This window comes from Acetivibrio ethanolgignens, assembly GCF_001461035.1.
Lineage (GTDB): Bacteria > Bacillota > Clostridia > Lachnospirales > Lachnospiraceae > Velocimicrobium > Velocimicrobium ethanolgignens.
This window is the reverse complement of the sequence record NZ_LNAM01000112.1, coordinates 91,860-112,186: the sequence shown is the minus strand read 5'-3', so window position 1 is coordinate 112,186 and position 20,327 is coordinate 91,860. Positions and strand designations below refer to the sequence as shown.

The 20,327-nt window shown below is 40.6% G+C and carries 17 protein-coding genes; 1 reads left to right on the top strand and 16 read right to left on the bottom strand.

Translation table 11 applies throughout. From position 1 onward, the window contains the following. Positions 1–11 precede the first annotated feature (11 nt). The 6 genes from ftsX to ASU35_RS06310 all read right to left on the bottom strand — a co-directional run bounded on the left by ftsX (position 12) and on the right by ASU35_RS06310 (position 5,534). Entirely contained in the window at positions 12–923 is a 912-nt protein-coding gene (gene ftsX / locus ASU35_RS06335; RefSeq protein ID WP_058352200.1) for a permease-like cell division protein FtsX, read from the bottom strand. Further along, positions 910–1,623, bottom strand: coding sequence for a cell division ATP-binding protein FtsE (gene ftsE, locus ASU35_RS06330; protein ID WP_479714983.1), 714 nt, complete (start codon positions 1,621–1,623; stop codon positions 910–912). Before ftsE ends, ftsX begins: the two co-directional genes overlap by 14 nt. Positions 1,624–1,640: 17 nt before the next feature. Continuing rightward, positions 1,641–2,729, bottom strand: a complete 1,089-nt coding sequence (locus ASU35_RS06325; RefSeq protein ID WP_058352199.1) for a PucR family transcriptional regulator — start codon at positions 2,727–2,729, stop codon at positions 1,641–1,643. Positions 2,730–2,931: 202 nt separating this feature from the next. Then, positions 2,932–4,017 (bottom strand): GGDEF domain-containing protein, encoded by a 1,086-nt coding sequence (locus ASU35_RS06320; RefSeq protein WP_058352198.1) that lies wholly within the window; start codon positions 4,015–4,017, stop codon positions 2,932–2,934. A gap of 199 nt (positions 4,018–4,216) precedes the next feature. Then, positions 4,217–4,870 carry a fructose-6-phosphate aldolase gene (gene fsa, locus ASU35_RS06315; protein WP_058352197.1) on the bottom strand — a complete coding sequence of 218 codons (654 nt, stop codon included), beginning with the start codon at positions 4,868–4,870 and terminating at the stop codon, positions 4,217–4,219. Positions 4,871–4,892: 22 nt separating this feature from the next. Next, on the bottom strand, positions 4,893–5,534 hold the full coding sequence (locus ASU35_RS06310; RefSeq protein ID WP_058352196.1) for a flavin reductase: 642 nt from the start codon (positions 5,532–5,534) through the stop codon (positions 4,893–4,895). A gap of 99 nt (positions 5,535–5,633) precedes the next feature. Between ASU35_RS06310 and ASU35_RS06305 the strand changes: the two genes are divergently transcribed. Further along, on the top strand, positions 5,634–6,989 hold the full coding sequence (locus ASU35_RS06305; RefSeq protein WP_172794606.1) for an MATE family efflux transporter: 1,356 nt from the start codon (positions 5,634–5,636) through the stop codon (positions 6,987–6,989). A gap of 14 nt (positions 6,990–7,003) precedes the next feature. Here ASU35_RS06305 and ASU35_RS06300 read toward each other — a convergent pair whose 3' ends face one another. The 10 genes from ASU35_RS06300 to ASU35_RS06250 all read right to left on the bottom strand — a co-directional run bounded on the left by ASU35_RS06300 (position 7,004) and on the right by ASU35_RS06250 (position 20,316). After that, positions 7,004–8,965, bottom strand: a complete 1,962-nt coding sequence (locus ASU35_RS06300; protein ID WP_058352194.1) for an FtsX-like permease family protein — start codon at positions 8,963–8,965, stop codon at positions 7,004–7,006. After that, positions 8,958–9,725 (bottom strand): ABC transporter ATP-binding protein, encoded by a 768-nt coding sequence (locus ASU35_RS06295; protein ID WP_058352193.1) that lies wholly within the window; start codon positions 9,723–9,725, stop codon positions 8,958–8,960. Before ASU35_RS06295 ends, ASU35_RS06300 begins: the two co-directional genes overlap by 8 nt. Positions 9,726–9,854: 129 nt before the next feature. Beyond that, on the bottom strand, positions 9,855–10,841 hold the full coding sequence (locus tag ASU35_RS06290; RefSeq protein ID WP_058352192.1) for a sensor histidine kinase: 987 nt from the start codon (positions 10,839–10,841) through the stop codon (positions 9,855–9,857). 26 nt (positions 10,842–10,867) lie between these two features. Further along, entirely contained in the window at positions 10,868–11,542 is a 675-nt protein-coding gene (locus tag ASU35_RS06285; protein WP_058352191.1) for a response regulator transcription factor, read from the bottom strand. 13 nt (positions 11,543–11,555) lie between these two features. After that, positions 11,556–12,782 (bottom strand): M20 metallopeptidase family protein, encoded by a 1,227-nt coding sequence (locus ASU35_RS06280; protein ID WP_058352190.1) that lies wholly within the window; start codon positions 12,780–12,782, stop codon positions 11,556–11,558. Positions 12,783–12,806: 24 nt separating this feature from the next. Beyond that, positions 12,807–13,628, bottom strand: a complete 822-nt coding sequence (locus tag ASU35_RS06275; protein ID WP_058352212.1) for a bacteriohemerythrin — start codon at positions 13,626–13,628, stop codon at positions 12,807–12,809. A gap of 28 nt (positions 13,629–13,656) precedes the next feature. Continuing rightward, a complete protein-coding gene (locus ASU35_RS06270) occupies positions 13,657–15,087 on the bottom strand; it encodes a cation:proton antiporter domain-containing protein (protein WP_058352189.1) in 1,431 nt (476 codons plus the stop codon). Between the two features lie 89 nt (positions 15,088–15,176). Beyond that, complete coding sequence (gene mgtE, locus ASU35_RS06265) at positions 15,177–16,553, bottom strand: magnesium transporter (RefSeq protein ID WP_058352188.1); 1,377 nt, start codon at positions 16,551–16,553, stop codon at positions 15,177–15,179. 306 nt (positions 16,554–16,859) lie between these two features. Beyond that, the gene (locus ASU35_RS06260; RefSeq protein WP_058352187.1) at positions 16,860–17,813 is read right to left on the bottom strand and encodes a DUF1848 domain-containing protein; all 954 of its coding nucleotides are present in this window, start codon (positions 17,811–17,813) and stop codon (positions 16,860–16,862) included. Positions 17,814–18,318: 505 nt separating this feature from the next. Then, complete coding sequence (locus ASU35_RS06250; RefSeq protein WP_058352186.1) at positions 18,319–20,316, bottom strand: AlwI family type II restriction endonuclease; 1,998 nt, start codon at positions 20,314–20,316, stop codon at positions 18,319–18,321. Positions 20,317–20,327: the final 11 nt, after the last annotated feature.

Genomic DNA, 20,327 nt, shown 5'->3' with positions numbered 1-20,327 from the left:
ATTCCTCCTTCCTATACCCGAAGGTGCTTTCTCACCGTCAGATAGCTTCCGATAAAACCAATACCAACACCAATCCCTAGGGAAATCGGTATCAGATTCTTAAATATTACATCCACATCCAGGAAAGTCAGAATATTGGATAAAATACCAAACTTATCCTGTACATAATAAATCACCTTATTATAAATAAAATACAATACAATCAGCGGTGCCGCCGCCCCTGTAAGACCAATCAGGATACCCTCAACGATAAATGGTGCCCGGATAAAATAGTCCGTCGCCCCGATAAGCCTCATAATCGAAATTTCATCCTTTCTGACAGAAATACCAGTCGCAACTGTTGTGCTAATCAAAAAAACCGCTACTGCCAAAAGGATAATGATAATAGCTGCCGAAATATATCCCACCAGAATGTTGAAGCTTGACAAGCTATCCGCTGTCGTATCGGAGCTGTTGACCTGCCGCACACCCTCAATCCCTCTTGCATATTTTACAAATTCCGACTGCTTGGAAATATCATTCATATAAATCTCATAAGAAGCAGAATCTGCCAGAGGATTGTCCTCACCAAAGGACTCCTCCAGGTTCTCCTCTCCCTGAAAATTAGTCTCCTTAAAGCGTTCCCACGCTTCCTCTGCAGAAACAAACTCTATCTTTTCTACCTCTGGCCGTGCTGCCAGCATATCTCCAATGGTGTCTATACCGGCCTGTTCCACACCTTCGTCAAAGAAAACCGTCACACCCACAGAGCTTTCTGCATTTTTTATCATAAACTGAAAATTAGCCAGAAGAAAATAAAAAATACCAAACATAAAAAGGCAGGCAGTTATTGTACCCATGGACGCCAGAGAAAACATACGGTTCCGATGGATATTCTTAACTCCCTGCTTAATGCTGTAAAAAAATGTACTAATGTTTGTCATAGCTGTATCCACCTTTTTGCTCGTCACTTATCATAACGCCCTTTTTCATAGTAATAACCCTTTTCTGCATCGCATCTACGATTTCACTGTTATGAGTCACTACTACTACAGTAGTTCCTTTTTTATTTATCTCATCCAAAAGCTTCATAATCTCCCATGAATTCTTCGGGTCCAGATTACCGGTAGGCTCATCAGCTAACAAAATCGGCGGCTTGTTGACCAAAGCTCTCGCCAATGCCACTCTCTGCTGCTCGCCTCCCGACAACTGTCTCGGAAGAGATGCATATTTGTCACCCAACCCCATTATCGTTAAAATAGCAGGCACCTGGCGTCGTATCGCATAATTCGACTTTCCCACTACTCGCAGAGCAAAAGCTACATTCTCAAATACATTTCTGTCCTTTAACAGGCGAAAATCCTGAAACACAACGCCCAGCTTACGGCGGTACTTCGCCACCTGCTTGTGCTTCATCGTTGTAAGCTCCTGACCGTTTACCTCTATTTTTCCTGAGGTCGGCTCGATTTCCTTTAGCAGAAGCTTTATCAGCGTAGACTTGCCAGAGCCGCTGCTTCCGACAATAAATACAAATTCTCCCTTATGTATAGTTAAAGACAAATCCTGCAAAGCCTTCGTCCCCGCAGGATATGTCTTCGATACATGTTCTAATGTTATAATTGGATTCTCTTCCATATAAGCCATGCTTTACTTCCTCTCTTTTAGTACTCCAGAGACTCCATATACTTCATATATTTTACTACCATCAGTGCAATCTTAAAGGTAATCGCATCTTCAAATACACGCAGGTCAAGGTTAGTACTCTTCTGTAGCTTGTCCAGACGGTATACCAGGGTATTACGGTGAATATACAGCTGTCTGGAGGTCTCAGACACATTCAGATTATTCTCAAAGAACTTATTAATAGTAGCCAGTGTCTCCTCATCAAAATCATCCGGTGACTTTCCATCAAAAATCTCACGGATAAACATCTTGCAAAGTGGCATAGGAAGCTGATAAATCAAACGTCCAATACCAAGATTACTGTAAGCCACAATATTTCTCTCGCTGTAGAAAATCTTTCCTACATCCAGAGCCATCTTTGCTTCCTTGTAAGAACGGGATACATCCTTAATCTCATTAATAATCGTACCATAAGCGATATGCACCTGTGTCATAGCCTCCGTATTCAGCATATCCAGTACGACCTTCGCTGTCTTCTCCAGGTCGTCATAGGTCTCATTTGGCTTAAGCTCCTTAACCAGGATAATGTTCTTTTCATCTACCGCAGTAATGAAATCCTTGGTTTTACCGGTAAATAAGCTGCGTACCGTCTCTAAAGCATTCGTATCCTTTTCATTCTTTGTCTCAATAATATATACCACACGACGGACATCCGTTTCAATATGGAGCTTCTTGGCACGATTGTAAATATCTACCAGAAGAAGGTTATCTAACAGAAGGTTCTTGATAAAGTTATCCTTATCATATCTCTCTTTATAAGCAACTAAGAGATTCTGAATCTGGAAGGATGCAATCTTTCCTACCATATATACATCATCACTGTCGCCCTCTGCCAGAATAATATACTCCAGCTGGTGCTCATCAAATACCTTGAAGAACTGGAAGCCCTGCAAAGCCTGGCTGTCTGCCGGAGAATTTACAAAGGCAAGCACAGCCTCCTCATATTCCTCTACACCAGTTGTTGTAGAGGCAAGAATCTTTCCCTCTGTATCCATTATGCATATGTCAATTCTTGTAATTGCCTTTAAACCTTCTATTGTACTTTGAAGTATCTGGTTTGAAATCATGAAACTGCCTCCTTACATCTATCTTTATTATAATTTCACAAAAATCCTCATAATACAAATCAATTTTATCATTATTTTTCTAAAAAGTAAACAAAAATTATGCAGCAATCTGCCACCTCTTGAATTTTTCCCATAAAACAAAAATAGACCATCCTCAGAAGAGAACAATCTATTTATATTTTACTTTTATTTTGCATTAAGTTCATTCACGTCTTTCAGCTTTTCGCCTTTCTATCCCCTTTTCTAAATAATACTGGGTTTTATGCTTATACATCCGTTGTTCCGCAATTTTCTCTAGCTCTGGTACTTTCATTTCCGGGAATTCATTTGAAGAAGCATATCCAATCGCGATGTCGCAATCAAACCCATCTTTTGTCTTTTTGTTTTTAAGCTTGCTTAAGGATACTTCTATTACATCGAAGGTAATTCTATTTCTGGAAATACCTACAAATTCATCTCCTCCTATCCTGTGCAAGGAAAATCTTTCATTTAAGGTGGATTGCAGAACACCAGCAACTGTCTTTATCAATTCGTCACCCGCTGCATGACCGTATTTATCATTAACATATTTCAAATTATTAATGTCTGCGTACAAAACTGCAATATGCCCATCTTCAGCATTTACCTTTTCTCTCACTATCTCATAACTCAATCTGTTACCAATTCCTGTTAAAGCATCTGCTTTATTAACTCTTTCCAGTTCCATTTTTGCCTTTGCCAATTCTAGATAATTATAATTTCGAATGAATATTCCAATCAAAAGTCCCCATGTCAAACCAAGCATAGACATCGTGATATCCATTTTTACAATACTAGTGGCATCCTTCAGGCATATTTCTGCTACCGCAAAGAAGCTTATGATTAGCCAGGCGAGGTCAATCATATGCTTTTTTAGTGAAAAAATCAATGGCATAATGGTAACCAGCACTCCGACGAAATATGTATACACGCCAGTAGATATAAAATTCAGACAAGACAGCACTGAACCTCCAAGGATATAAATCCTCAAAAATATATCAAATAATTTCTCGTTTTCATGTATTACTGATTTCCCAACGAAAATACTCGCTATCATCTCTATGAGCGTAATAGCTATATACGTTAGCGATTTTATCTCATTATATATCGGGGTCGCCTTTTTATAGATAACCAAATAATGTATGCTTATTATCAAAATACAAATATTTATAACCAATGTCATCGGACACCAGTATTTTACAATCGTTGCATTTTCTTTTGAATAATCTATGCCACGCTCACTTTCTATCAAGGCTTTAATCCATTTCATCACTATTACCCCCACTGTTTGAAGCTCCCACAATAAAAATCTGTGCTCCAATCGTCGTAGATATATCTAATTATTATATGTATAATTATACCCCCCCCCCCGAATTTTGTCAATGATTTAAGGGGCAAATCCGTGGATTTACCCCTTAATTTAACAGGTTGATGCTAACTAAATAACATTGCCTCAAAGCCCCTTATTTTTATTTTCCAAAAACAGCCTCATAATCAGCTTTGAACTTCTCAATGCCCTGTTCGGTCAAAGGATGCCTGGTCATCTGCTCTAATACCTTATATGGTACAGTAGCGATATCAGCACCAGCTCTCGCACAGTCGATTACATGGATCGGATTTCTTACGCTTGCTGCGATAATTTCTGTCTGGATATCATGTACAGAGAAAATATCTGTAATCTCTTCGATTAAATCAATGCCAGGCATAGAAATATCATCCAGTCTTCCCAGGAATGGAGATACATAAGTAGCACCAGCTCTTGCAGCTAATAGTGCCTGTGCAGCAGAGAAGATAAGAGTAACATTAGTCTTAATACCCTCGCTTGCCAGCACCTTTACTGCCTTTAAGCCTTCTACAGTCATAGGAATCTTAACTACCATATTAGGGTGGATTGCTGCGATTTCACGGCCTTCCTTAATCATACCCTCTGCATCTGTAGTAGTAGCCTTTACCTCTCCACTGATAGGTCCGTCAACGATGCCTGTAATCTCCTTGATTACCTCACCAAAATCTCTTCCTTCCTTTGCAATCAGAGATGGATTGGTGGTTACACCGCAGATAATTCCCATATCATTGGCCTTCTTAATATCCTCTACATTCGCTGTGTCAACAAAAAATCTCATGGTTGTCCTCCCGTTTCTTTTTCTATTTTGTTTTCAGCTGGAATACAGCCTTTAGCTGTCCGCAAACCGGGCAGCGATAATCCTCTGGCAGCTCACCAAATGGAACATCACCACTGTAAGCATAGCCGCATACACTGCAGACCCATTTTGCTTCCTCATCATCTGCTTCCGGCAAATAGGTAGGTGCTTTCTTTGGACTTTTTCCCTTTACCACCTCATGGTAATACGCGTAGGTCATAGGCGTCTCTTCGTTAAGCAGATCTGCGTCCAGAACCTTTCCAAAGAATACCGTATGTGTCTGTGTCTCTACCTTATCCACAACCTCGCAGACAAGATAGGCTGCACTATCCCGAACAACTGGCATATTGCACTTTAAAAGCCGTGGTACCTCGTCAAACTTATCATTATCCCTGCTGCTCTTAAAACCAAACACACCAATTATCGACGGTTCCGACTGCTCAGAGAGCACTGATACGGCAAACCGCCCACAAGCCTTAATGCACTCATTTGTATAATTCTCATGGTTAACACTGACTGCGATTACAGCAGGCTGTGATGCTACCTGCATAACGCTGTTTGCCACACATCCAACCGGACGTCCCTTATCCCAGCTGCTTACAATATACACACCATAAGAAAGCTTTCTCAAAGCCTTTGCATTCATAGTTTCACCTCCCTATTTCCATAATACAACAATAGGAAAAAAAATCAAGTCTTATTATATGAATTTTGGGGTAATCTAGTTAAGAAAGGAGTCATACACATGAAAAATACGAATCCTCTTGGCGAAGAGCCTATTAATATTCTTTTAAGACGCTTTGCTGTACCCAGCATTATTGCTATGCTGGTCAGTGCTCTTTACAATATCGTAGACCAGTTTTTTATCGGAAGAAGTATCGGCGAGCTGGGCAATGCTGCCACCAACATTTCCTTCCCTCTGTCGATTTCCTGTATTGCTATTGCCCTTTTATTCGGTATCGGCGGTGCCTCTGCCTTTAACCTGGCTATGGGGAAGGGAAAAACAGAGGAAGCCGGCAGCTATATCGGCAATGCAGCTGTCATGCTTTTTAGCTGTGGTCTCGTCCTGACGATTATCTCTCAGCTGTTTCTGACCCCGATGCTGAAATTTTTCGGTTCACCAGACAACATCTTAGGATATGCCAGCACCTACACCCGGATTACCTCTATTGGCTTTCCTTTTCTTATCATAGCAACGGGTGGCGGAGATCTAATTCGTGCCGATGGCAGTCCTAAATTTACCATGCTTTGTAATCTGACTGGTGCCATTATTAACACCATTTTAGATGCCCTTTTTGTCTTCGACTTTCAGATGGGCATGGCTGGTGCTGCTCTGGCAACGATTATCGGTCAGTTCATCTCTGGTGGCATGGCAATTTATTATTTATGTCATTATAAAACCGTCCCGCTGACAAAAGAAAATCTAAGACTGCAAGGACGGTATATCGGCAAGGTCATTTCCCTGGGTGGTGCTCCCTGCAGCAACCAGCTGGCTATGATGCTTGTCCAGATTATTATGAACAAGTCCCTGACCTACTACGGTGCCTTGTCTGCCTATGGCTCTGCAATTCCACTGGCCTGCGTCGGCATCATTACCAAGATAAATCAGGTGTTTTTCTCCTTTATCATTGGTATTTCCCAGGGTCTTCAGCCTATTGTCAGCTTCAACTACGGTGCCGGAAAATATAAGCGGGTAAAGACTGCTTATCTTCGTGCTTGTGCCTACGGTGCAGTTCTTTCGGTCTTTGCCTTTTTGCTGTTTCAGCTTTTCCCAAGGAATATTATTTCTCTATTCGGAAATAGCTCTGAGGAATATTATCAATTTGCTATCCGGTATTTCAGAGTATTTTTATTCTTTACCTTTTGGAATTTCTGTCAACCAATTACCTCCAACTTCTTTACGGCAATCGGAAAGCCAACCCGGGGTATTTTCCTGTCTCTGACCAGACAGATTCTCTTTTTACTGCCACTGATTATTATTCTGCCGCTCATTATCGGTATTGATGGTATTTTGTACGCAGGCCCGATTGCAGATGGCCTGGCTGGTGTTGTAGCCTTTACCATGATTTTTCTGGAGCTTCGTAAAAAACAGTATAACTAAAAAGCTTCTCTATTTTATTTTCCATTCACAATATGATAATAACTTCTAGCCGTAATTCCATAGACACAGATATAAATAAGTGCAAACACTCCCAGTGTCACAATCGCACTGACAGCAAACAACTTCTCATCCATAACTTGAAACAGATTCAGAATCTTCATAAGGCATGGAGAAGCTGCCAAAAGGTGAATCCCTGCCATAAGTACCGGAAGGAAAAAGACCAATAGCACCTGACTTCGGATAGAAGCTTTTATCTCCTCCTGTGACATTCCAACCTTACACATAATCTGGAACCGTTCACAATCCTCATAGCCTTCTGTTAACTGTTTGTAATAAATAATCAGAACAGTAGCTGCCATAAATACAATTGCTAGAAAAACTCCAATAAACAAAAGGCTTCCATTAAACGCAATAAAATCCTCCTTAGCCTCTTCACCGGACTCGGTCAAAAGACCATATTCATCAGCTGCAGAGCGTATTTTTTTAGCCAGCTCAAGCTCTCCTTCCCGGTCCAGCCCCGGCGAAAGATACCAGTAGTAATGATAATTTTCTAAAGCAGAGGTTTCCTCCCCTGACAGTATCTGATAAATACTACACAGCTCCTTCTCATCTGCAGTCACTATAAAATAGGCTTTGGAGACAGGTTTTTTTATATCCGGATATGGGCAACCGTAGCGAGCCTCTTTTACTTTATAAGTTTTTTCTCCAATTTGAATCGTTTTTGGCAGTTCCTCACCAAGAATTTTATAGATAATTACCTCTCCCGGCTTTAAAGAAAGCTTTTCTCCAAAGCTTTTTTCAAAATTGGGAGCATCTATCATTTCCAGTATTACAATGTCTGTAAAATTAACCTTTTCGGATTCCATTCTTACAAAGCTTCCATTTTTCAAATAGCAGATTATTATACTGTCACGCATAGCAAATACATCTGTTTTCTTTTTTCCATATTTCCCGATCATTTTTTCCAGCCGCTTTTCCAGCCCATTTGTTTCCTTTTCTCCCTGCCAGTCACCGCTTACCTGGATTACCGTTTCCCTTCCCTCTATCTGAGCATAGATAGTTACTGTTGTAGAAACCATAACTAATACTGCCGTAGACAGAATACAGATATTCGCCAGACTAACCGCATTCCGCTTCATCCGGTACTGAAGCCCCGACACCGCTACAAAATTCCTGGTTTTATAATAATAGCTTTTCTTTTTCTGCAAAAGCTTTAATACTGCTACGATTACCGACTGGAACAGTCCATAGGTTCCTGCAATAACCCAAATTACTGCAATAAAAAATTCATTACTAGCCTCTACCGGCGAACCGCTAGATATTGCAAGATAATACCCAAATCCCAGCATCGCTGTACTAAGAATTGCCTGCAGCCACTTTGCTTTCGGTTCCCTTTCTCCCTTTTTTCCACTTTGTAAAAGCTCCAAAGGCCGTATCATTTTTACACAGCTGCTGTTATAAAGATAAATCAAAAGAAATACGCCTGCAAAGACCAAAACAGTTCTTCCGATTGCTTTGCCTGGAGCCATAAATCCAAGAGTTACTCCATTTCCCAAAAGCCGCAGTAAAATTACATAACAGGCCTTGGAAAACAGGCTTCCAAGTAAAAGGCCGCCTCCAATGGAAATCACACCGCAGACCAGAGTTTCCCGGGAAAGAATTCTGCCTACATGGCGTCTTTCCATTCCCAATACACAGTAAAGTCCCAGCTCCTTTTTCCTCTGCTTCATCAAAAAGCTGTTCGTATAAAAGAAAAAAATCACAGAAAATATCTCCATAATCCGACAGCCCATGGCAAGTACGGTTTTTACCACATCACTGCCTCGCACTAACTCCAATCCCGTATTATATGCCATGAAGCTGAAAATGCAGTATAATGCTGTCATTCCTATGGCGGCCAGAATAAATGGCACATAAATCCGTCGGTTTTTTCGTATATTTTGTACTGCCATTTTTAAGTAAAAGTGCTTATTCATTCTTTTTTCCTCCTGACATCAGAAGTGTTAAGGTGTCGGAAATTGCCTCATACATTTCCTCTTCGCTCCTGTTCTCCCGATACAGCTGATGATATATCGTACCGTCCTTAATAAACAGAACCCTTCCTGCATGGCTTGCCGCCTTGGTACTGTGAGTTACCATAAGTATTGTCTGCCCGGTAGAATTAAAATCCTCAAATAGCTGTAACACCTCATCTGAAGACTTAGAATCCAGTGCTCCTGTCGGTTCATCTGCCAGAAGAAGCTTTGGCTGGGAAATCATCGCCCGAGCCAGAGCTACCCTCTGCTTTTCTCCTCCGGAGATTTCATATGGAAATTTATTTAATATTTCAGCAATACCCAGCCGCTTAGAAAGAGGCTTCAGAGTAACCTCCATATAATGTGGATCCTTGCCGTTTAATACCAGCGGAAGTAAAATATTATCCTTTGCAGTAAAGGTATCTAATAGATTAAAATCCTGGAATACAAAGCCCAGATGGTTCCTTCTATAAGCTGCCAGCTCCTTATCTCTAATGCTGGAAAGAGACTCCCCATCTAAAACCACCTCTCCTGCTGTTGCTTTGTCCAGAGCTGCTAAAATATTTAAAAGAGTGGTCTTTCCTGAACCGCTTTCTCCCATAATTGCAACATACTCACCCTCTTCAGCAGAAAAATCCACCTGCCGAAGAGCCTCTACCTGATTTCCTCCAAACCTTGTCGTATATATCTTTTTCAGCTTTTTTACCTCTAATAACGCCATTTTTTACGTCTCCTTTTCTCAATTTGTGCTCTTATTATAACAGCTCCAAGCAGAAAAATCCCAAATTTTCCCTTACAAAAACAGGGTGGAACCTTACAATCATGTAAGATTCGCACCCTTTCCTGTGTCTTATTCTTTCAAATTCACTCTGGGACGATAAATCCGCACTGTGGCCCGGGTTCCCTTTCCCAGTTCAGAGTCAATAACCAACTCATGTCCCAGAAGCTCTGCTGCCTGACGGCACAGGGCCAGACCAATTCCTGTTGACTTCTTATTCTCATGACCGTTCCAGCCGGTATATCCCCATTCAAAAATCCTCGGAAGATCCTCCTGCCGGATTCCGATACCTGTATCCTCAATCAAGATATCTACCGCCTCCTCAATATCCTTCACTCGGATGCGGATCGTCCCTGCCTTCGTATATTTGGCCGCATTAGACAATAGCTGCTCCAAAATAAATTCCATCCATTTCCGGTCGGTCAAAATAGGGTAATCATAAGGCTTCAGCTCTAGCTTCAAATCCGAACGCAATAAAAGAGGTGAATTTCTCTTAATTACCTGCTTTAAAATATCCTCTGTACTATAGGTTCGGAGTAGCAAATCATTATTTCCCTCCTGAATCCGTTGAAACCAGAGGGTGCTTTCTACATACTGCTCAATCCGGTAAAGCTCCCTTTTTACTGCCCGCACATCCACAGGCTCCTCTGAAAGCAACAGACGGATACCTGCAATCGGCGTCTTAATCTGATGGCTCCACATTCCATAATATTTTTTCAGGTCATCTGCCTGTACTTCCTTTTTCTCCAGCTGCCCCTGCAGCTTTTCTTCTCTTTTTGTCACAAGCCGCCGGTATTCCTCACCTAAGGCTACTTCCTTTCCCGGCAGGCTGGAAATATCCAGCCCATCTGCCTCCAAAGCCTTTTCCAGAGCCCTCTTTCCCTGGCAATACCCTACTGCCCGAAAAAGTTCAAAAAGTACCAAAAACAGAATATCTGCTGCCAGACTGTAAAGAACCGGCTCTCCTGGCAAATCATAGGCAGCCCAGAGAAAAAGATTCACTGCACCCAAAAGAAGAAATATTAAAATATTTCCTGCTTCCTGTCTGATAAAATTCATCTATCTGCCTCATTTCCTGCCAGAGACTATCCCTGAATCTGATAGCCAATTCCCTTTTTTGTTATAATAAAATCATTAAGGCCAATCTCCTCCAGCTTTTTCCGAAGCCGTGCAATATTTACTGTAAGGGTATTGTCATCAATAAACTGCTCTGATTCCCAAAGTCTTTCTATGATTTCATTTCGTTCTACTACTGTACCAGCCCGCTCCATTAGAATTTTAAATATCTTATACTCATTTCCAGAAAGCAAAAGCCTCTTTTCCCCACAGGAAACGTATCCCTCCTCAGGACAGAATACTGCTTCACCTGCTCGAAGCCTGCGTACTTCACTCTTAATCCCATAGCTTCTGCGAAGCACCGCCTGCAGCTTTGCCAAGAGCACCTCCACAGAAAAGGGCTTTGCTACAAAATCATCGGCTCCCTGATTAATCGCCATAATCAGGTTTAAATCACTGTCTGCCGAGGAAATAAAAATAATCGGCACCGTACTGATTTTACGTATCTCCTGACACCAGTAGAAACCATTGAAATGCGGCAGCGTAATATCCAAAAGCACCAGTTCCGGCTGTTCTCTTTGAAATTCCTCCAATACCCGGTCAAAATCCTCTGCCACCACAACTTCATAGCCCCATTTTGAAAGCTGACGCTCCAGAGCTCCCGTAATAGTAGCATCATCCTCCACCAAAAACAGCTTGTACATTTTTTATTCCTTCCTACTCCTGCTCTGCCAGCCATCTGAGGGCCATATTAGCATGAAGGGCTGCACCATACACCAGTGCCTCTTCATCAAATTTCACCTTCGGATGATGCTGCGGATAAGGATAGCCCTTTTCCGGCTGTCCTGCTGCCAAAGCAAACATAATGGACGGCACCTCCTGGCTTACATAGGCAAAATCCTCCGAGCCACCGCTCTTAGAAGCCTTTCCCGAGCTATCCATTGCACTCAGCTGTGCCGCTGAGAATGCCTTCTGCTCTCCCAAAAGCTCCTTCGCATACCTAAGTCCGGCCTCCGCCAGCTCCTTATCATTTACCAAAGTAGGGCAGCCATTTCCAAAGCTTACCTCTGCCTTTGCCCGGAATACCTGTGCTGTTCCCCCGGCTACCTCTGTCAGACGTTTCTTTAAAAAGCTTCTGGTTTCCTCATCATAGGTACGGATACTTCCACCCATCGTTACGGTATCCGGAATTACATTAGCTGCAACACCTCCATGCATCGTTCCAATTGTCACAACTGCCGACTCACTGATAGCCAGCTCTCTGGTCTGTATCTCCTGAATAGCCAGCAAAATGTGAGCCGCAGCATTCAAAGGGTCAACACCGGTATTTGGCATAGAGCCGTGGCAGCCCTTTCCCTGCACCTTGATTTCAAAATAATCAGCTGCCGGAGCACTAACACCAGGATTAGAGACAATGACTGTGCCTGCTGGAAACGGCATCCCTGCCATAACATGAATCATCATTGCTGCGTCCACCTTCGGATTTTCCAGAAGCCCATTCTTAAGCATATCCTTTGAGCCTTCAAAAATCTCCTCTGCCGGCTGGAACATAAGCTTTACCGTTCCCTTCATTTCCTCCTCATGCTTCTTTAAAATAGCAGCCGCTCCCAAAAGCATAGCCGTATGCATATCGTGTCCACAGGCATGCATATTCTCTGTTTCCGACGAAAAATCCACTTCAGCTTCCTCCTTAATTGGTAAAGCGTCCATATCCGCCCGAAGCAAAAATACCTTTCCTGGCTGTTTTCCACCAATCGTGGCTACAAGCCCTGCCCTTCCGCAGTCCTTTGGCTCATAGCCCAGTCTTATAAGCTCCTGCTTTACATACTCCTTTGTATCTCTTAAATCAAAGCCTGTCTCCGCATGCGTATGCAGAAACCGGCGGTTTCTCACCAGTATTTCCTCTAGTTCCTTTGCTTCCTGTAAAATATCTCTGGATTCCATTGCTTGTCCTCCTTTTTAAGTCAGCTATTTTAATGGAATTTTCTTATCCACATGCAGAATATGCTGAATCAGCCAGCCTAATAAAAACTCTATCAGGCTTTCCATATATTCCTGTGGCTTTTCCTCAATCTTTTCCGCAGTTATTCCTGCAAGCTTTTCAATAAAGGCTGCATGGGCCCGCTTCTGTGCTGTCAGACCATCATACTGTATGCTCTCCATATATTCCTCTTCATCCTGAAAATGAAATCTGGTGTATTTCTCCAGCTGATGGAGAATCTCCATAATCCGCGGAATATCACTTTTATCCACCTGTTCCCGAACCAGCTGGTTTACCTCATCTATAATGCGGAACAATTCTTCATGCTCCTTATCCACCAGCTCAATTCCGGTTCGGTATTCCTCGGTAAATTCACATGGATTTTCCTTAAGCATCCACTCCTCTAACGGCGGCAGCTTCCCAATCATTGTGTCACTGGCAATAATGTGGTGATAAAGCCATTTTGCCAAAAAGTTTAAAAGCTCCTCCAGCACTCTTTGCTGATTTTTTTCATCATCAATATTTTCAAAGGACCAGCCACGGATTTTCTCTCGGAAAATCATGTGCTGAGAACGCTGTAAAATCAGCTCCGGGTCACGAATCTGCTCCATATAAGCTTCTTCATCTGCAAAATGCCGCTCCGCATAATCCTCCAGCTCCATCATCAGGTTTCTCAAATCCTCATACTGGTCACTCAGATAATTATTCTGCACCATATCCATTCCTTTATTCAAAAGCTCAAATAAATATCTGTGCTCATCATCCAACTGCTCAATTCCTATGATACAATCATCGGTAAATTCAAACATAATAGCATCCTCCTTTGTACATTGTTCTTTATACTTTTTTGTCTTCAAGCAGGGTTTTGACTACAATATCTCCCTCCTGAATTCGTGTTTTTCCATCTGGTATTATATTGTCATTCTCTCTCAAAATCAAGGCAATCAGCTCCTTTGGCGGAAGCTCAAGCTCGGCAATAGTCTTATCACACCAATTATGCTTTTTGCCGATTACGATTTCCTCCAGCCTTTCATGCTCTGCTGCCTCATAGGCTGGCACACTTAAAATCACATCATCTCCTGTGTGAATCCGTGTATCACCTTTTGTAATAATCGTTTCCTTCCCCCGCTTCAGCATAATTGCGAGAGAGCCTGTCGGTACATGAATTTCCCTGATAAGCTTATTCTCCCAGCTATGTCCCTTTGGAATGTGCATCCGCATTAAGGTAATAGCTGATTCCTCCTGATAATCGTTAAAGGTTTTCCTTACATCTGTCTGATTATCCACCATCGATAGTTTTCTGGCTATGGTCGGAAGCAGTGTCCCCTGAATCGCAACAGAAAACAGAGATACCATAAATACAATATGAAACAGGTCGTAGGAAATACTGGCTCCGCTTGCTACTACCATAATCGCAAATACAGAAGATGCAGCACCTCGCAGTCCCGCAAAGGATACCAAAAGACACTGCCGGATACTGCACTGGAACGGAAGCAGCAGTAAAAACACCGCCACCGGTCTGGCAACCAGGGTAATAAACACGGCTACTGCTAATGCTGCAAGCATAATTTCAGGCATTTTGTGCGGAAAGGTCAAAAGTCCCAGCAGGAAGAAAATCAAAATCTGTGCCAGACTGGTAACTCCATCAAAAAAGGGAATCAAAATTTCTTTATTTTTAATTCGGCTGTTTCCTACGATAATTCCCATAAAATAAATACTCAAAAGTATATTTTCACTGCTTCTGGCTCCCATCATCCCAATGGCAATTACCGTAAGCATATAGGACATCGGGTCATTACTTCCACTCTCCATCTCCAGAAGAGAGGCCGTCCCATCCCGAAGATTCAGCTTTTTCTGTCGTAAAATAGAAAATACGCTGGCAGCATCTGTTGAGGATAATACAGCACCAATTAAAAAGCTCTCTATCCATGACATATCTAAAAATCCCCGGCACAAAACGGTCGTAACACCAGCTGTAACAGCAACGCCGACAGTAGACAGAAGGACTGCCTGTACTGCAATCGGTCTTGCCAGCTTCCATTTCAGGTTAAAGCCGCCATAAAACATGATGAATACTAAAGCCATCGAACAGACTGTTTCCGTCAGCTCAAAATTATCAAAATGAATTTTAAAAATGCCGTCGCTTCCAAACAGCATACCAATGAACATAAACAAAATAAGTGTTGGCATACCAAATTTATTTGAAAGCTTATTTGCTAAAACGCTCAGAAAAATCACTGCAGCAACAAATAAAATACTAACGGTCATGCAGTGTCCTCCGCCGAAAATTACGTTTTACGCTTTGCCTTTGCTTATACCTTATTATGCCACTATTGGCAGTTTTCTTCAACTATAATTTACACCACATGGAGCACCTTTATCAGCAATCCCCACGCCAATCCATAATAGGAAATTACAGCCACCAAATCGTTAATCGTCGTAATCAACGGCCCCGATGCGACAGCCGGATCAATATGGATTCTGTGAAAAAACATAGGTACAATGGTTCCTATCATACTTGAAATTACCATAGCCGCCATTAAAGCAACACCCACACATAAGGATACTGTAAAGGCAAAAAATACATCATAGTTTTTCATCTGCCAGATATATATTCCAATAAATGCAAAGGATAGAACGCCAAGCACCAATCCATTGCAAAGGCCCACCCGCATCTCCTTAAGTACCAGCTGTAGCTTTTGTGAGGTCTTTAAATGTCCATCCATCAGCACTCGTATAGTTACAGCCAGAGACTGGGTTCCTACATTGCCCGCCATATCTAAAATCAGTGATTGAAAGCATACAATAATAGCAATCTGTGCTACCACCTGTTCAAAAATACCTACAACAGAGGATACGCCAATCCCCAAGGCTAAGAGGACTATCAGCCAGGGCAGCCTTTTTTTCATGCTTTCAAAAAGATTTTCATTCAGATCCTCCTCTGCAGTCAAGCCCGCCAGCTTTGCATAATCGTCACCCAGCTCATCATCAACCACTTCGATAATGTCCTGGGATGTAATAACTCCCAAAATCTGATTCTTTTCATTTAATACCGGAATGGAATCCTCTGCATATCCCTTAATTTTTTCCAGACAGTCTGCTACCTTTTCATGATCACGCACAAAAGGATAGGCATTGCTGATAAGAGCTTGTAAATCCGCATGCTCTCTGGCTGTAATCAAATCCTTTAAATCCAGTGCCCCATAGAAAGAGCCATCCTCATTACAAACATATACCGTATAGATGTTGTCATTGTCTTCCGCCTGCGAAATCAGCTCCTTCATGGCCTGCTTCACATTTAGTCCTTTTTTTATCTCAATGTAATTGGTCGTCATTTTGCTTCCAATCTCATCCTCATCATAAGAGCGAATCAGCTTAATATCCCGACTGCTTTCTGCATTTAGCAGGCTGACGATTTTCTTCTGGACTTCCTCATCCATATTTTCTAAAACATCCACCGCATCATCAGAATCCATATTTCCGATAATCTCTGTCGCATTTGCCAGTTCCATTTCTTCAAGATAGCTACTGGCATCATCCAAATAGGAAAATATCTCTGAAATACGCTCCGGCCCAAGAATCCGGTACAGCCTTTTCCTCTCTTCCCCTGTCAAAAGCTCTAGTGCCTCTGCAATATCATTTTCATGGTACCTTTCCAGCTGCTTTAAAAGCTCCTCTTCTCTTCTTTCCCTCCGGATTAAATCTATAATTTCCTGTACATAGCTTTCTTTCATGGTTTTCCTCCTTCCAGCAATGTCCTTCGATATTTCTCGCTCATACATCGAAAAAAGGGCATAAAAAATCCATCCTATGCATTTTCAAACATACGAGCCTTTTGCTGCAATATTAGATCATGACATACGATGGAAAACCTTATCTGCTATATGGAGAAGCGGCTTTAAAGCTGCCTCACCGCCCAATCACACCCAAACAGAACAGCTGCGTTGCTAAAGTCCCAGCTGCATAAGGATTTCCACCATTATTACTTTGCCCATGACTATCACAACTATCCATTCTGTTCACCTCCTGAAGTTTACTTCTTACATAATATCACAAAAATTTAGTTGAAGCAACTGTTCTTCTTTTAAAGATCTCACCTTTCGTTCTGTTATCTTATCATTTTCGTCAATCGTTCCACACAATATCGGTGACGCCGGATCATATTTTCTGCAATTCCTTGCAACACTTTCTCCACTATAGTTTGCATAACAATACTTGCATCCGTTTTTGCATGTATTATAGGTACCAATCTCTACACTTTCTATACATCCACATTCCTGCCGTTGATTTTTATCTTTTCCCGCTTTTAGCTTGCAGTTCATTATTTCTTCTATAAGGGCTTTGTCGATACAACAATTATGTTCTATACCACACTCACCTAAATCTATGCTTTCAGCACAACTGCCTATTCCCATTCCATTTCTTTTTGCAATTTCACTTATGTTCCTTGCAAACTCCAATAGCTCTAATTTATCAATTTCATATGAGTCAAGCAATTTCATATTCCTTTTATTCTTAGCATATACATCAACGAAGCTTATAACACACCTCTCTGTATATTCTCTAAGTGCCATTGCAATTTGTTCAAATGCTTTTAGATGGTATTCCGGTGTATATTTCTTTGTAAAAATAATCGGGTCATATCTCCATATAACCTTTTGCTTTCCAATTCTTTTTGATAATTCCTGAAATATCGGAATCATTTTATCCTTTTTATGTGGGACATTACACTCTATGTCTTTCCCATAACCCGTTAATGTAAACTGGAAATAATATTTATATTCTGCAAGTTCGTCCAATCTGCTTATCATCGGTTCCGGATTTTTGGTCCAGAAAACAATACAATCAACCACATCTGATGATATATCAATCTTGCTGACCTGATGCATATTCATTGGATTCCGCACATATACAAAGCCTTCTTTTATTCTATTGAAAAACCATTCTGCATAATAATTTGGAATATCAGTTCTGCGACTTACGCTTAAAATCATGATGAATGTGTCCTTTCTGATTCCGGTATAGCAAAAGCCCCATGAACCTTGCCATTGAGGAGCCTATAAAATATGCTGCACTGGCGCTTAATGGTGAGTTACAGTCATGGGCTGATGCCATGGATGAGGATTGGAGTCCGTAAAGTGAGCTTCTATTCCTCTATGTATTTCAATTCTCTTTTTTTAATGAAAATTTGATCAGAAATCTGTCCCACAAGAGATAATCCGCTAGGAGTAATTAGTCGTTCATTGGAAAATTCGATTACGAGCTTTTTCATAAGTGTCCACCTCAAATATTTGATACTTATATTTTACTACACGAGGTGCTAAAATCATAGGAAATATAAGGATTTTGTATGTTTTTTATCTTCACCCATTGGGTGAAAACAGAAACTGGAAATGAAACCGTGTTACACCCTGTATTTATCAGGCATTAGCCATAAACTGAGTCAACAAGTTTCACGGATTCAGGTATAAAAGAATGATACAACTTATAAATACATTCCTATATCTCCTGCCCATTATAAAATCCGGTTTCTCTTACAATATTATTCTCATACCATTCCTTTGGAGCTTCGCTACTATTGTAAGCCTTGTCCAACATCTTATATATTTGAGGGTATCTTACATCAAATCTAAGCAGTGTTTTTAATTCTGTTGTCTGTATTGGCAATATCTTCATTCCGGTTATGTAATCAGTTCCTGCGGCATTGTAGTACTGCATAAATCTTCTAGCTCTAAAATCTGATACGACATTTATATTTAGGTTTGTTGTTACAAAAACACAATATGTCTCATCTTCTGGATGTAACAAGCAATAATCCCCTAAATGTCTTGATACTGGTTCCATCTCCATTCTTCTTTGATTAGAGCCATCTGCTAGAGTTGCTTCCAGCAATAAAGTATGTTGAGGATACCACTCTGATTTCTCATACTTCCATACAATATCTGCTTCTCCACCGCCTGCATGAGTCTTTGGCAACAAATCCGCCTCCAGTGACAAGTTCATATATTTAAGAACATCACCTTTTCTATCACTTATTATATACCATGCAATCCCCAGTACATACTCAAAAATAGTCGGTATATCAGCATTGTCGGTAACTAAACTTCTTATCTCATTATCTTCTCTATTCTCAAAATGGGTAAATAATGCAATAAGTGTATCCCTGTCAAATTTTTCATCTATTAGCTTATTAAAACGAGCATATCTTTCGTCCTTAATAACCTGACGAGCTGATTCTTTATCTGTAATACTTTTCCCTAATGTTTTTCCTAATGTCTGATACAAGCTATCCGCATCAATCTTTAGGCATGGATGAATGTCTTCAAGATTTACATTTTCTGAAATAAGTTTCGTTTCTTTATATGCAATATCAAGCAAATTATCAGCTATACTTTCAATATAACATTTTGGCAAAACATCGAGTTTAACTTTATTATCTTCAAATAAAACGATATCCGTAATCTTAAAATATCTTCTATTTAAATCAAAATAATCTGATAATGTAGCCTTAGCCTTAAACAAATGCATAATTTTGAAGAACTCTTCATTGAATGCTTGTGTAGACTCTGCTTTCAATATTGGAACATCATTCAAGACTGATAATCCCATTCTAGAAATTACACTTCTTGCACTACTATTAAAGAAATATTTCCTCCAGGCACCTCCAACCTTACTATTTGTTAGCTTCTTGGTTGCCTCATAGAACTCTAGTGTCACATCTTCTTTTGAGAAAACAATTATATTCAGTAGCCTGTATAAATCGTAATATGGCTTATCGTACCTTGCACTTTTACGATTAATTCCAATATTGCATATTAATTCTTCTGATATTTCTTCTTCCTGCAACATAGCCAATGCTGTTTTATAATTGTCCATTTCCATTAATACAGAGAGAATAATATCTTCATAATTCATTTTTCCTTTTCGTGATTCTTTAATTGATTCAATAATCATATCTGTGGTTTCTTTATTAACACACAAAGGCAACAAATATGTGAATTCATCGTATGTAAGATACTCCACCTTGCTTACAATATATAGAAAAACTACAAATGGTCTAACCTTATTACTATCCACATCATTGGAAGTTTTAAGCAGCTGTTTAAAATATAAGAAGCTATCCTTTGGTATTTCAAGCAAATTATCAGAAGAAAAATCTTCCGATCCAGAAATATTAATTAATGCTTTCCCCGCTGCCGTAACATTTCTTTCATCATCCAACAACCCTATATCTCTTAATCCAGATGTTTTCTCTCTAGCATCTTTATCTGGCCTAGGTGCATCTCCTTTAATAAAGCTACTCTTTTTAAGGAATTCATAGTACTCCGCTTGAAAAGCATTATTACCTGTCCATATTTTTTCTTTGTTTTCCGGAAGATTTCTGAATTGTTGTAGCAACTTCATTTGTAATTCTATACTCATGTTGAAATTATCAGTTCTATAACTTGTTGTACCGATGGACCAACAATAACTCTTGAAACCTATTTCATTTGGCATACGCACATCTC